Source organism: Kitasatospora arboriphila (assembly GCF_039528095.1).
GTDB classification, from domain to species: Bacteria; Actinomycetota; Actinomycetes; order Streptomycetales; family Streptomycetaceae; genus Kitasatospora; species Kitasatospora arboriphila.
The window spans coordinates 1-13,288 of record NZ_BAAALD010000009.1 but is presented as its reverse complement, the minus strand read 5'-3'; the positions used below and the strand labels follow the sequence as shown (position 1 = coordinate 13,288).

Here is a 13,288-nt window from a genome sequence, read left to right as displayed (position 1 = left end):
GGCTTGGACACCCGAACTCGGCCGACTGGTGTGCCGCATCCAGAAAAGGGCGCAACACGACTCCCCGCGGCGAGGGAGCCGGCCTCCGATGGACTACAGGCCCTCGCCGCGGCAGCTAAGAAGAAGCAGCCCGTAACGCATGATGCTCCCCAGCGTAACCCAGCTCCCCGGGCACACGAAGTGAAGCCCACCACGATTCCACCCACTGAGACGGTTCGCTTCCTGCAGGGGTCGTGACATCTCGTCATGAATGCGTCACCCTGGGCGACATGGCTGCGACTCCCGCGTACCCGTGCTGCGCCATCGTCCCGCCCCACATCCTCGACCGACTGGCCGATCTGGGCCACGCGCCGGCCCGGCGCTCGGTGGCCGTCGACACCGCCCTGCGCGAGCAGCGGCTGCTCGCCGTCCCCTCCGCCGCGGCCGCGCCCCACCGGCTGACCCGCACCGTCGCCGACGCCGGCCACACCGAGACGCTGCCCGGCCGCACCGTCCGCACCGAGGGCGGTGGGCCGGTCGCCGACGACTCCGCCGACCGCGCCTACGACGGCCTGGGCGCCACCTTCGAGCTCTACCGCGAGGTGTACGGCCGGGCCTCGATCGACGACGCCTGGCTGCCGCTGGACGCCACCGTCCACTACGGCGACCGCTACGACAACGCCTTCTGGAACGGCAGCCGGATGGTCTTCGGCGACGGGGACGGCGAGATCTTCGTCGACTTCACCGTCTGCCTGGACGTCATCGGCCACGAACTCACGCACGGCGTCACGCAGTTCACCGCCGACCTGGAGTACCGGGACCAGCCGGGCGCGCTCAACGAGTCGCTCTCCGACGTCTTCGGCTCCCTGGTCAAGCAGTACGCGCTCGGCCAGCGGGCCGAGGAGGCGGACTGGCTGATCGGCGCCGGCCTGCTCGCCCCCGGGGTGCGCGGGGTCGCCCTGCGCTCGATGAAGGCCCCCGGCACCGCCTACGACGACGACCGGCTCGGCACCGACCCGCAGCCCGCGCACATGGACGGCTACGTCCGCACCCGGAGCGACTCCGGCGGGGTGCACATCAACTCCGGCATCCCCAACCGCGCCTTCTACCTCGCGGCGGTCGCGATCGGCGGCCACGCCTGGGAGGGCGCCGGCCGGATCTGGTACGACACCCTCACCAGCGGCCGGCTCTCCCCCACCACCGACTTCGCCGCCTTCGCCCGGGCGACGGTCGCCACCGCGAGCTCGCACAACCCCCGGGTGAGCGGCGTCGCGGACGCGGTGGCCGACGCGTGGTCACAGGTGGGAATCAGCACAACCTGAGGTACGGGTGGACTCTGTGAAAGACCTCGGCAAAGCCCACCCCTGCGTAGCACACTGACAACCATGCGTATCCAGGTCACCAGGACCGGCGGCTTCGCCGGCCACGCCAAGCACGCCGAGCTGGACACCGCCGCGCGCCCCGACGCACCGCACGTGCACGCACTGGCCCGCGAGGCGATGGCCGGCGGGCTGCGCGCCCCGTCGTACGGCGTGCCGGACGGCTTCCACTACGAGATCACGGTGGACGGCCGCACCGTCTACTGCGCCGACCCGAAGCTCACCGACTCCCAGCGCGAACTGGTCGGCCTGGTCATGCGCGAGGGCGCCTGAGGGTCGCGGGGCGCCCGAGCACCACGCCCGTCCGTCGGTCAGCGGCGACGCGCCTCGAAGCGGACGAAGTCCCGCCCGCGCGGCCCGGCCCGGTGGAACAGCGACTGTCCGACGGCGGTGTCCGAGGCGCCGACCACCGCGCACAGCCGTCGGAGCACCTCCTCGCCGCTCGGCCGGCTGCCGTCCGGCGCAGGGTCGTTGCGGACGGCGGCCAGCGCGGCGGGGTCGGGCAGTCCGGCCTTCTCGGCGGTCTTCGCGCAGTACGCGTCCCACTCCGCGCGGTGCGCGGCACGGGCCGCCGGGTCCGCGGGCGGCGTCCAGTCCGCGGCCCAGCTCAGTTCGCGGAAGCCGCCGCCGGCGAAGCAGGCCGTGGCGCCGGCGCACCGCCCGTCGTCCTCCAGCACCCAGACCGGGGCCTTGAGTTCGAACGCGAGGTCGAAGGCCGGGTCGAGCAGCCGGGAGCGGGAGATCCGGCCGAACCGCGGCTTCGGCGGGTCGAAGAGGACGGCCGTGCCGCCGGGCGTGCCCGGGTAGAGGTAGCCGCCGAGCCTGGACCGCCCGAGGGCGGCCCGGACCCGGTCGGTGTCGGCGGCGGTGACGGCGGCGAAGGTGGGCACGGCGGAACTCCGGTCGGCGGAACGGGCGCTGGGAACGCGCCGGGAAGACGAGGGGGGTGGGGGCTCAGTCCGCGGGGCGGAAGGCCGAGGCGGCGTACCGCAGGTGCTCGGGCACGGCGGCGTCCACGGCGTCGACGGCCGCGCCGATGCCGGCCCACAGCTCCGGCATCACCGGGATCACGCAGGCGTCGCGGCCGAAGACGACCCGGCCGGGGCCGCGCATCTCGACGCCCACCACCTCGGCGAACGGCACGTGGTGCACCCCGCCGTCGGGTTCGCGCGCCCACAGGCCCCGGTCGTCGACCGCGAGACGGGCCCGGCGGGCCTGCGAGGAGCGCAGCCGGGCGCTGAGCGGCGGACGGAACACCGCGGCGCCGGAGGGCAGGTCGCGCACGGTGGCGCAGGAGTACGCGGGCAGCGGGCGGCCGTCCGGCAGCACCGCCTCGACCTCCGCGTCGCAGGGCACCACGAGCAGCACGGTCTCCAGCGCGCGGGCGAACGCCTCCCGGGCCTGGTCCGGGGTGACCTTCGCGAGGGCGGCGAGGCGGGTCTGCGCGTCCTGGCACTCATCGCCGAAGAGCAGGGCGCCGGCGGCCTCGCCGAGCTCGTGGGTGACCGAGCGAGGGTCCTCGAAGAGCTCGCGGAGACCGGTGACCTCCTCGGCGAGTTCGGCATCGGTGGGGCCCTCGGCGGCGAGGCGGAGCGCGCCCGCCCAGAGGAGTTCGGCGACCCGCGCCTCCTGGCCCTCGCGGGCGTCCAGGCAGACGGTGCGCTCGCCCCGGCCGGGGCCGGCGTGGACGGTGTCGCCGCCGACGTCGTAGGAGAGGCCGTGCTCGTGGCGGACGGTGGCGCGCAGGCGCTCGGAGAGGACCTTGCAGGCGAGCAGCAGCGCCGGATCGTCGAGGTCGCCGCGCAGGGCGATGCCGGGGCCGGGCACGTCCTCGTGGCGCCAGGACGGGCCGGTGTGCAGGACCGGCCGGGGGGTGCTGCGGTCGGGCCGCTCGCCGTCGGGCAGCGGCAGGCGCAGCCCCTCCGGGGGCGGGCCGGTCAGCAGGAGGACGGCGTTGTTGCGGTGGAAGTACCGTTCGACGGTCCCGCGGACGGCCTCGACGGGGATGCGGTCCGCGCCGGGGCCCCGGAAGGCGGCGAGGCCGAGGCCCTGGGCGCCGTAACGGTGGGAGAGGAGCTCGCCGGTCATCGGGTCGGCGACCCTGCCGTCCTCGGCCGCGAGGACGCCGGCCTCCTGCTCGATGCGGTCCAGCGGCAGCGCGGTGAGCGCCCCGCAGACCGCGGCGAGGAAGGCGGTGACCTGCTCGGGGCGGCCGGTGCAGGTGAACTGGGTGGTCAGCAGGTCGACCGAGGCGTTGTGGTCGTGGTGCAGCCGCGGCAGGGTGCTCATCGCCAGGTGCTCGATCATGTGGGTGGTGCCCAGGGTGCGCAGCGTCTCGTCCTGCGCGCCGCACCCGAACATGAGGACCGCTTCGAGCGGTCCGGGCGCTTCCGCCCACAGGACGGGGATTCCGTCGACGACCTCGTGGTTCACCGGGCGATCATAAGGGGAATCCATCGACCCGCTTGTGACGATTTGATGACGGAGCGCATGACCGCGGCCGCGCCGCGCACGCCCCTTGCCCGCGGCCGACATCGGCACGGTTCCCGGAACGGCGACGGCCCGCCGGCGGGGTGCCGGCGGGCCGTGCGGTGCTGCGGTGTTGCAGTGCTGCAGTGCTGCGGGGTGGCTGCTCAGAAGCCCAGCTTGCGCAGCTGCTTCGGGTCGCGCTGCCAGTCCTTGGCGACCTTGACGTGCAGGTCGAGGTAGACGGGCGTGCCGAGCAGCGCCTCGATGTGCTTGCGGGCGGTGGTGCCGACGTGCTTGAGCCGGGAGCCCTTGGCGCCGATGACGATCGCCTTCTGGCTCTGCCGCTCGATGTACACGTTGGCGTGGATGTCGAGCAGCGGACGGTCGGCCGGCCGGCCCTCGCGCGGGAGCATCTCCTCGACCACCACGGCGAGCGAGTGCGGCAGCTCGTCGCGGACGCCCTCCAGGGCGGCCTCGCGGATCAGCTCGGCGACCATGATCTGCTCGGGCTCGTCGGTCAGGTCGCCGTCCGGGTAGAGCGGCTGGCCCTCGGGGAGCAGCTTGGTGATCAGGTCACCCACCAGCGAGACCTGCTTGTCGCCGACGGCGGAGACCGGGATGATCTCGGCCCACTCGATGCCGAGCTCCGCACCGAGCTGGTGGATGGCGATCAGCTGCTCGGCCAGCCGCTTGGAGTCGACCAGGTCGGTCTTGGTGACGATCGCGACCTTGGGGGTCTTGCGGACCTCGGCGAGCTCCTTGGCGATGAACCGGTCACCGGGGCCGAGCTTCTGGTCGGCGGGCAGGCAGAAGCCGATCACGTCGACCTCCGCCCAGGTGGTGCGGACGAGGTCGTTGAGCCGCTCGCCGAGCAGGGTGCGCGGCTTGTGCAGGCCCGGGGTGTCGACCAGGACGAGCTGCGCGTCCGGGCGGTGCACGATGCCGCGCACGGTGTGCCGGGTGGTCTGCGGTCGGTCGGAGGTGATCGCGACCTTCGTCCCGACCAGGGCGTTGGTCAGGGTCGACTTGCCCGCGTTGGGACGGCCGACGAAGCACGCGAACCCGGAGCGGTACGGGGAGGAAGGGGCATTCATGGGCACCATTCTCCCTGATCACCGGCGGCCGGACGGACGCGTGCCGCGGCGGGCGGCTCAGCCGGTCTTCTTGCCTCCGGTCAGTGCGCCGACCAGGACGAGGACCAGCAGGACGAGCGAGCCGATCAGCCAGTACGGCGAGCCGGTCTCCCGCCAGCGGCCGAAGCCCATGACGGTGAGCAGCAGCCCCGCGAAGAACGCCAGTACGCCCATGTCCCCTCCCCTGCGCCGTTCCCCGGCACTGCTCCCGTGCGCCACTCCCGTGCACCGGGACGGTGCCGTCCGCGCGGCCCCGCCCCCCGCCGGGCCGGTCATCAGACTATCGGGCGGGACCGGCTCGGCGGGCGGGTCTCAGCGCGCCTCGGTACGGCTCCGCAGGGCGCCGTCGGGGCCCGCCAGCAGCAGCGGGGTGCCGGCGCCGCCGAGGTCGCGCACGGCGGCGAGGTCGGCCTCGGCCGGGGTCTCGGCCTCGGTGACCACGGCGGCGGCCTCCAGGCCCTTGGCGCCGCTGGCGACGGCCATGGCCACCGCGGTCTGCAGTGCGCTGAGCCGCAGCGACTCCAGCGAGACGCTGCCGGCCGTGTAGGTGCGGCCGGTCTCGTCGCGCACCGCGGCCCCCTCCGCCACGCCGTTGCGGGCGCGGACGGAGCGGGCCAGGGTGATGATCTTCTTGTCCTCGGGATCCAGTTCGGTGATCTCGCTCATGAGCCCTGAGCATAGGCGGGCGCCGCCGCGCCGTCCGCGCCGGACCGCGGGGCGGACACCCGCCGGCCCGGTCAGCCGTCGGCCTCCGCCAGCAGGGCGCCCCGGCCGGCCGGGGCGAACAGGGCGAGGGCCTCGTCGATGCGGTGCAGCACGGCGGCGTCCAGGGTCACTCCGGCCGCGGCGGTGTTCTCGGCGATGTGGGCGGGGGTCCGGCTGCCGGGGATCGGCACCACGTGCTCGTCCTGGTGCAGCAGCCAGGCCAGCGCCAGCTGCCCGGGGGTCAGGCCGAGGTCGGCGGCGATGCCGCGCAGCGGGGCGTAGCGGTCGTTGTTGGTCTGCAGGTTGGCCCCGTCGAAGCGGGGGATGTGCCGGCGGAAGTCGTCCTCGCCGAGCTGCTGGACGGTGCCGGTGAGGAAGCCGCCGCCGAGCGGGCTCCAGGCGACCAGGCCGACGCCGAGTTCGCGGGCGGCGGCGAGCAGCTCCGGGTCGACGGGCTGCCACATCGACCACTGGGTCTGGACGGCGGCCACCGGGTGGACGGCGTGCGCGGCGCGCAGCTGCCCGGCGGTCACGTTGGAGAGGCCGAGGTGGCGGACCAGGCCGGCGGCGACGAGGTCGGCGACGGCGCCGACGGTGTCCTCGAAGGGCACCTGCGGGTCGGGGAAGTGCGGGTAGTACAGGTCGATGACGTCGGTGCCGAGGTTGCGCAGCGACTGCTCGGCGTAGCCGCGCACGTACTTCGGCTCGGCGTTGACGGCCAGCTCGCCGAAGGAGTAGCCGACCGGGAAGCTGTGCGCTTCGGCGCCCTCCGGGATGCGGAAGCCGAACTTGGTGGCGATCACCACCTCGTCGCGGCCGCCGGCCCCCGCCCGGCCGACGAGGGCCTCGTTGTGGCCGTCGGCGCCGTAGCCGTCGGCGGTGTCGATCATCGTGGCGCCGGCGTCCAGCGCGGCGTGCAGGGCGGCGACGCCCCGGTCGTCGTCGGTCCGCCCGTACATGCCGGGCGAGAGCACCATGGCTCCGAAGCCGACGGGTGCGGTCTGCAGTCCTCCGAGCGAGCGCTCGCTCATCCGTCCCCCTCCGTGGGTGGTGTGCGGTCGGCGCCCACCCTCCCCCGGAATCCGACGGTCCGTCAAAGTACTTCGCCGGGCGTACCGGAGGCCGGGACGGCGGGCGTCCCGGCCTCCTGGTTCCCGCGGCCGTCGGGGTGCGGTTCAGTGGCCGATCGGGTTGGGCGGCCCCGGCTTGAGCACCTTGACGAGGGTCTGCGGACCGTTGGGCGCGGTCTCCGGGCCGCTGTGGCGCTGGCGCCAGTAGGGGTTGTCCTGCGGCAGGTGGCTGCTCACTCTGCCGTACATGCCGAAGGTCACCACCGCGAAGCCGAAGGCGAAGCTGAACACCACGTTGGGGATCTGGAAGGCCAGCCGGTTGGCGCTGCTGTCGAGCACCATGAGGCCCACGAAGCCGGCGAGGATGAACAGCACGCCGACGATCATGTTCAGGGTGGACGCGAAGTTGCCGCCGATCACCGCGCCGATCATGAGGATCCCGCCGACCACGATGGACAGCACGCTGAGGGCGCCGTTGCTGGACAGGCCCAGGGTCTCCTTACCGTCGGTGTCGAAGAAGCCGACCTGGTCGACGAGGCCGAGGATGCCGAAGACCACCAGGAACACTCCGCCGAGGCCCGCGGTCCAGCGGTAGATCTGGCCGAGCCGGTGGTCCACGGGAAGTTCGTCTTGCAGTTTCATCTGCTGCCTCCGCCGTACGTCAGCCGTGGCCGTGGTAGTCGCGGTGGTAGGGGATCTCGTGGAGGTAGAGCGAACCGCACTGCTGGCAGGTCCGCAGCCCCGTCCCCCAGTCCGTCTCCGGCCTGGTCTCGGCATCGGGTTCGATCGTGGCGCCGCACATGCCCTCGGCGGGGTTGGCGGTCCGGACGATGTGCCACCTGCTCACCTCGCCGGACCGGCCCGCCGGGCCGTACTCCGCGCGCAGTTGGTGCGTCATACCCTCCATGGTGCAAACGCCCGGGCCCCGGCGGCAAACGCGGGCGGGGTCCGTCGCCACACGAACGGCCGGTCCCCCGGGTGCGGGGGACCGGCCGTGGCGCGGTGGCGGGGGTCAGCTCTGCTGGTCGGCGAGCTCGTCCTCCGGGTCCTCGACGGCCCGGACGGGCGCGGCGACGACGGTGTCGATGCGGTTGCGGCGGCCGGCCGAGCTCTCGGCGCTCAGCCGGATCGCCACCAGGTCGGTGGCCGTCTCGTCCGGGACGGGGATGTCGCAGGACGAGCCGGGGATCGGCACCCGGCCGAGGTGCTTGGCGAGCAGGCCGCCGACGGTCTCGACGTCCTCGTCCTCCAGCTCCAGGCCGAACAGCTCGCCGAGGTCCTCGACCAGCAGCCGCGCGGTGATCCGGTACGAGCCGTCGCCGAGGTCCTCGACCGGGGCGATCTCCCGGTCGTACTCGTCGGTGATCTCGCCGACGATCTCCTCCAGGATGTCCTCGATGGTGACCAGGCCGGCCGTGCCGCCGTACTCGTCGATCACGATCGCCACGTGCGAGCGCATCTGCTGCATCTCGCGCAGCAGGTCGGCGGCCGGCTTGGAGTCCGGGACGAAGACGGCGGGCCGCATGACCGTGCCGACCTGCTCGGACTCGGCGTCCCGGTTGACGTGGGTGCGCCGGATCAGGTCCTTGAGGTAGACGATGCCGACCACGTCGTCCTCGTTGTCGCCGACCACCGGGATCCGCGAGAAGCCGGAGCGCAGCGCCAGGGTCAGCGCCTGCCGGATGCTCTTGTGCCGCTCGATCATCACCAGGTCGGTGCGCGGCACCATCACCTCGCGGACGATGGTGTCGCCGAGCTCGAAGACGGAGTGCACCATGCGGCGCTCCTCGTCCTCGATCAGGTCGTCCTTCTCGGCGAGGTCGACCAGGGCCCGCAGCTCGGCCTCGGAGGCGAACGGACCCTCCTTGTAGCCCTTGCCCGGGGTCAGCGCGTTGCCGACCAGGATCAGCAGCCGCGGGATCGGCCCGAGGATGCGGGCCAGCGGCAGCAGCACGAAGGAGGCGGCGGTCGAGGTGGTCAGCGGGTGCTGGCGGCCGATGGTGCGCGGCGAGACGCCCACCGCGACGAAGGAGACCAGCACCATCACCGCGATCGCGGAGAGCACCGCCTGCCAGGTCTTGTCGACGTTCCGCACGAAGACCACGGTGACCAGGACGGCCGCCGCCATCTCGCAGGCCACCCTGATCAGGGTGGCCAGGTTGAGGTAGCGGATCGGGTCGGTGGCCACCGTCAGCAGCCGGGCCGATCCCTTGCGGCCCGCCCGGACGGCCTCCTCGGCACGGAACCGGGAGACCCGGGAGATGCCGGCCTCGGCGCACGCGGCGAGCCAGCCGACCACGACCAGCAGCAGAGCCCCGACGAGGAAGCTCGTACTATCACCACTCACAAGCGGCCGGCCCTCAGTGGACGGTCGGCGCCGGGGAGATCCCGGACAGGCCGCGGCCGGAGCGCCAGTCGTCCAGGATGCGCTTCTGCAGCCCGAACATCTCCTTCTCCTCGTCCGGCTCCTCGTGGTCGTAGCCGAGCACGTGGAGCACCCCGTGGACGGTGAGCAGCTGCAGCTCCTCGTCCATCGAGTGCTGCGAGGGGGCGGCCTTGCCCTGCTGCTGGGCGACCTCGGGGCAGAGCACGATGTCGCCGAGGAGGCCCTGCGGCAGCTCCTGGCCCTCCTTGCCGGGACGCAGCTCGTCCATCGGGAAGGACATCACGTCGGTGGGCCCGGGCAGGTCCATCCACTGGACGTGCAGCTCCGCCATCGCGTCGCTGTCGACCAGGATCACGGAGAGCTCGGACTGCGGGTGGATCCGCATCTTGTCGAGGGCGAAGCGGGCGACGTCGAGGATGGCTTCCTCGTCGACGTCCCACCCGGACTCGTTGGCGATGTCGATCGACATGGAGGGCTTGTGACTCAGCTTTCGGTGCGGTGGGACTGGCGTTGGGACTGACGCGGGGCGCGGGCGCCCCGGCGCTGGACGGGCTTGCGGTCGGTGGCGGCCTGGTCGGCCTCCTGCTGGGCGTCCCAGCGCTCGTAGGCGTCCACGATCCGGCCGACCAGCTTGTGCCGCACCACGTCGGTGCTGGTCAGCACCGAGAAGTGGATGTCCGGCACGTCGGCGAGGATCTCCTGGACGACCTTGAGGCCGCTGCGGGTGCCGCCCGGCAGGTCGATCTGGCTGGTGTCGCCGGTGACCACCACGCGCGAGTTGAAGCCGAGCCGGGTCAGGAACATCTTCATCTGCTCGGGCGAGGTGTTCTGGGCCTCGTCGAGGATGATGAAGGCGTCGTTGAGGGTGCGGCCTCGCATGTAGGCGAGCGGGGCGACCTCGATGGTGCCCGCGGCCATCAGCCGGGGGATCGAGTCCGGGTCCATCATGTCGTGCAGCGCGTCGTAGAGCGGGCGCAGGTACGGGTCGATCTTCTCGTAGAGGGTGCCGGGCAGGAAGCCCAGCCGCTCCCCCGCCTCGACGGCCGGCCGGGTCAGGATGATCCGGTTGACCTCCTTGGCCTGGAGGGCCTGCACGGCCTTGGCCATGGCCAGGTAGGTCTTGCCGGTGCCGGCGGGGCCGAGGCCGAAGACGATCGTGTGCTTGTCGATCGCGTCGACGTAGCGCTGCTGGTTGAGCGTCTTGGGGCGGATCGTGCGGCCCCGGTTGGACAGGATGTTCGCCGTGAACACCTCGGAGGGCGCCGGGTGGTCCGGGTTGTCGGCGGCGCTCCTGAGCATCGCGATGGAACGCTCCACGGCGTCCTCCGTCAGGGGTTGGCCGGTGCGGAGCACCAGCATCATCTCGTTGAAGAGCTGCTCGACCAACCTGATCTCGGAGCGGTCGCCGGTGGCTGTCACCTCGTTGCCGCGCACGTGGATGTCGGTCTGCGGGAACCCCTGCTCGATCACTCGCAGGAGCGAGTCGGCCGCACCCAGCAGCGTCACCATGGGGTGCTTCTCGGGGATCACGATCCGGGTGCTGGCCTGCGCCTCACGGCGCGGCTGTCCGTTGGTACGGGTCTGCGGTGTGTCACTCATGGGTCGGCGCTGCGGCCTGCCTCATCCCAATCCGTCGTCTCGGGGTGCAGCTCGGGGTGTCCGAGGTCACCAGGGTACGCCGCACGGGCCCTCTCCCGGAGGGCAGGGGCGGCGCGGCTCCGCCCGCGGCGGCCGGATTCGATGGTGGGCCACCCGCCCCGACCGCGCGAGTGGTTTTCCGCCCCGGCCGCACCAGGAGCCGTCCCCGGGGCCGCGCGGGAGACCGCCCCAGGAGCGCGTGGAAGCATCCGTACGCCCTTGCGGTGCGCGCACGTCCTAGGCCCGGCGGCGGGGCACCGGGACGCGGGCGAGGTCCTCGGCGATCACGATCTCGCCGTCGAAGTGCTTGCGGGCCTCGGCGAGGTGCTGGTCGAGGACGGGGTAGCGCTGCGAGAAGTGCGTGAGGACGAGGGTCCGCACCCCGGCCGCGGCCGCGACCCGGGCGGCCTGCGCCGCGGTGAGGTGGCCGTGCTCGGACGCCAGGTGCTCGTCCGCGTCCACGAAGGTGGCCTCGATGACCAGCATGTCGGCGCCCTCGGCGAGCTCGTCGACGCCGTCGCACAGCCGGGTGTCCATCACGAAGGCGAAGCGCTGGCCGGGCCGCACCTCGCTGACCTCGTCCAGGGTGACGGTGCGGCCGTCCACCTCGACCCGGCCGTGCTGCTGGAGGGCTCCGACCGCGGGCCCGCGCAGGCCCAGGGCGGCGAGCCGCTCGGGCAGCATCCGGCGGCTGTCCGGCTCGGCGAGCCGGTAGCCGAAGGACTCCACCGGGTGCGACAGCCGGGCCGCGGACAGCTCGAACGGCGCGCCGGGGGCCTCCAGCGGGCCGGGGTCGAGGATCGGCCGCTGCCGCAGCTCGGCGGTCTCGTGGAAGGCGGAGGCGTACCGCAGCCGGTCGAAGAAGACCTGGCCGGAGGCCGGGTAGTAGGCGTCCACCGGGTGCGGGACCCGGTCCAGGTTGATCCGCTGGACGACGCCGGCCAGCCCCAGGCAGTGGTCGCCGTGGAAGTGGGTGACGGCGATCCGGGTGATCTGGGTGGCGGAGACGCCGGCGTGCAGCATCTGCCGCTGGGTTCCCTCGCCGGGGTCGAAGAGCAGGCCCTCGCCGTCCCAGCGCAGGAGGTAGCCGTTGTGGTTGCGGTGCCGGGTGGGCACCTGGCTGGCGGTGCCGAGGACGACGAGTTCGCGCTGGGACACCTCAGACCAGGCCCTCGCGCAGCTGCACCCCGCCGAGCACGTGGAGGTGGGCGTGGAAGACGGTCTGGCCGGCGCCGGCACCGGTGTTGAAGATCATCCGGTAGCCGTGGCCGTCGATCTTCTCGTCCTCGGCGACCCGGGCGGCCTCGATGAGCAGCTGGGCGGTGATCTCCGGCTCGGCGGCGGCGAGCGCGGCCGCGTTCGGGTAGTGCACCTTCGGGATCACCAGGACGTGCGTCGGCGCCTGCGGGTTGATGTCCCGGAAGGCGACGGTGCGCTGGGTCTCCCGGACGACGGTCGCCGGGATCTCCCCCGCCACGATCTTGCAGAACAGGCAGTCGGGCTGGGCCTCGCCGGCCATGGCGGTCTCCTTGCGGGTGCACGTTCCTGACGGTCCGCAGCCTAGCCGAGCTGCGCACTCCCCCGCGGCGGGCACGGGACCGGCGCGGGGGCGGACGGCCGCTGCCGCCCGCCCCCGGGCCCGTTCGCGCCCGGACGGGCCCTACAGCTCGGGCAGCGGCGGCGGGGTCTTCGCCGGCCGCTCGGCGAGCGCCTCCAGCGCGAGGCGGACGCCCTCGGCGAGCTGGGGGTCGCGGCCGGCCGCCCAGTCCTGCGGCGGGCAGTCGACGACCACGTCCGGGTCGACGCCGTGGTTCTCCACGCCCCAGCCGTAGCCCTCCAGCCAGAACGCATACTTGGGCTGGGTGATCGAGGTGCCGTCGACCAGCGCGTACTTGCTGTCGATGCCGATCACGCCGCCCCAGGTGCGGGTGCCGACCACCGGGCCGATGCCGAGCGCCTGGATCGCGGCGTTGACGATGTCGCCGTCGGAGCCGGAGAACTCGTTGGCGAGCGCCACCACCGGGCCGCGCGGGGCGTCCCCGGGGTACGGCTCGGGGTTGGCGAGGTCGCGGCCGCGGTCCCAGCCGACGATCCGCCGGTTCAGCTTCTCGACGATCAGCTGGGAGGTGTGGCCGCCGCGGTTCTCCCGGAGGTCGACGACCACGCCCTCGCGGGCGAGCTCGACCCGCAGGTCGCGGTGGAGCTGCGCCCAGCCGGAGCTGACCATGTCGGGCACGTGCAGGTAGCCGAGCCGGCCGCCGGACCGCTCGCGGACCTCCGCACGGCGGCCGGCCACCCAGTCGTGGTAGCGCAGCGCCTCCTCGTCGGCGAGCGGCACGACCACCGGGTGCCGCGGGACGCCGTCCTTGCCGGCCACGGTCAGTTCGACCGGCTGGCCGGCGGTGCCCGCCAGCAGCGGGGCCGGGCCGGCGACCGGGTCGACCGGGCGGCCGTCGACGGCGAGCACGGCGTCGCCGGGCCGGACGGCGACGCCGAGGGGGGGCAGCGGCGACCGGGCCCCCGGGGGGG

General features: G+C 73.3%; 16 protein-coding genes. 2 read left to right on the top strand and 14 right to left on the bottom strand.

The genetic code is table 11. From position 1 onward, the window contains the following. Window positions 1-269: 269 nt before the first annotated feature. Together ABD353_RS07175 and ABD353_RS07170 are read left to right on the top strand one after the other, a co-directional pair. A complete protein-coding gene (locus ABD353_RS07175) occupies window positions 270-1,301 on the top strand; it encodes a M4 family metallopeptidase (protein WP_344622632.1) in 1,032 nt (343 codons plus the stop codon). Between the two features lie 63 nt (window positions 1,302-1,364). Then, window positions 1,365-1,631 (top strand): protealysin inhibitor emfourin, encoded by a 267-nt coding sequence (locus ABD353_RS07170; RefSeq protein WP_344622631.1) that lies wholly within the window; start codon window positions 1,365-1,367, stop codon window positions 1,629-1,631. Between the two features lie 38 nt (window positions 1,632-1,669). Here ABD353_RS07170 and ABD353_RS07165 read toward each other — a convergent pair whose 3' ends face one another. The 14 genes from ABD353_RS07165 to ABD353_RS07100 all read right to left on the bottom strand — a co-directional run. Then, a complete protein-coding gene (locus tag ABD353_RS07165; RefSeq protein WP_344622630.1) occupies window positions 1,670-2,248 on the bottom strand; it encodes a hypothetical protein in 579 nt (192 codons plus the stop codon). 64 nt (window positions 2,249-2,312) lie between these two features. Beyond that, window positions 2,313-3,791: a M16 family metallopeptidase gene (locus tag ABD353_RS07160; RefSeq protein WP_344622629.1), complete on the bottom strand. Its 1,479-nt coding sequence runs from the start codon at window positions 3,789-3,791 to the stop codon at window positions 2,313-2,315. A 200-nt stretch (window positions 3,792-3,991) separates the two neighbouring features. Beyond that, a complete protein-coding gene (era, locus tag ABD353_RS07155; protein ID WP_344622628.1) occupies window positions 3,992-4,921 on the bottom strand; it encodes a GTPase Era in 930 nt (309 codons plus the stop codon). Window positions 4,922-4,978: 57 nt separating this feature from the next. Continuing rightward, entirely contained in the window at window positions 4,979-5,134 is a 156-nt protein-coding gene (locus ABD353_RS07150) for a hypothetical protein (RefSeq protein ID WP_159400980.1), read from the bottom strand. Between the two features lie 138 nt (window positions 5,135-5,272). Continuing rightward, window positions 5,273-5,626, bottom strand: a complete 354-nt coding sequence (locus ABD353_RS07145; RefSeq protein WP_344622627.1) for a cytidine deaminase — start codon at window positions 5,624-5,626, stop codon at window positions 5,273-5,275. 71 nt (window positions 5,627-5,697) lie between these two features. Next, window positions 5,698-6,696: an aldo/keto reductase gene (locus ABD353_RS07140; protein WP_344622626.1), complete on the bottom strand. Its 999-nt coding sequence runs from the start codon at window positions 6,694-6,696 to the stop codon at window positions 5,698-5,700. A gap of 144 nt (window positions 6,697-6,840) precedes the next feature. Continuing rightward, window positions 6,841-7,377, bottom strand: a complete 537-nt coding sequence (locus ABD353_RS07135) for a DUF4383 domain-containing protein (RefSeq protein WP_344622625.1) — start codon at window positions 7,375-7,377, stop codon at window positions 6,841-6,843. A 19-nt stretch (window positions 7,378-7,396) separates the two neighbouring features. Then, the gene (locus tag ABD353_RS07130) at window positions 7,397-7,633 is read right to left on the bottom strand and encodes a hypothetical protein (RefSeq protein ID WP_344622624.1); all 237 of its coding nucleotides are present in this window, start codon (window positions 7,631-7,633) and stop codon (window positions 7,397-7,399) included. A gap of 114 nt (window positions 7,634-7,747) precedes the next feature. Beyond that, window positions 7,748-9,082 (bottom strand): hemolysin family protein, encoded by a 1,335-nt coding sequence (locus ABD353_RS07125; protein WP_344622623.1) that lies wholly within the window; start codon window positions 9,080-9,082, stop codon window positions 7,748-7,750. 13 nt (window positions 9,083-9,095) lie between these two features. Next, window positions 9,096-9,590: an rRNA maturation RNase YbeY gene (ybeY, locus tag ABD353_RS07120; RefSeq protein ID WP_263105453.1), complete on the bottom strand. Its 495-nt coding sequence runs from the start codon at window positions 9,588-9,590 to the stop codon at window positions 9,096-9,098. A gap of 14 nt (window positions 9,591-9,604) precedes the next feature. Continuing rightward, the gene (locus ABD353_RS07115; RefSeq protein WP_425555091.1) at window positions 9,605-10,720 is read right to left on the bottom strand and encodes a PhoH family protein; all 1,116 of its coding nucleotides are present in this window, start codon (window positions 10,718-10,720) and stop codon (window positions 9,605-9,607) included. A 276-nt stretch (window positions 10,721-10,996) separates the two neighbouring features. Then, entirely contained in the window at window positions 10,997-11,917 is a 921-nt protein-coding gene (locus ABD353_RS07110; RefSeq protein ID WP_344622622.1) for a ribonuclease Z, read from the bottom strand. A gap of 1 nt (window position 11,918) precedes the next feature. Beyond that, complete coding sequence (locus ABD353_RS07105; RefSeq protein WP_344622621.1) at window positions 11,919-12,278, bottom strand: histidine triad nucleotide-binding protein; 360 nt, start codon at window positions 12,276-12,278, stop codon at window positions 11,919-11,921. 141 nt (window positions 12,279-12,419) lie between these two features. Then, on the bottom strand, window positions 12,420-13,288 hold an 869-nt coding region (locus ABD353_RS07100), incomplete at its 5' end, for a S41 family peptidase (RefSeq protein WP_344622620.1).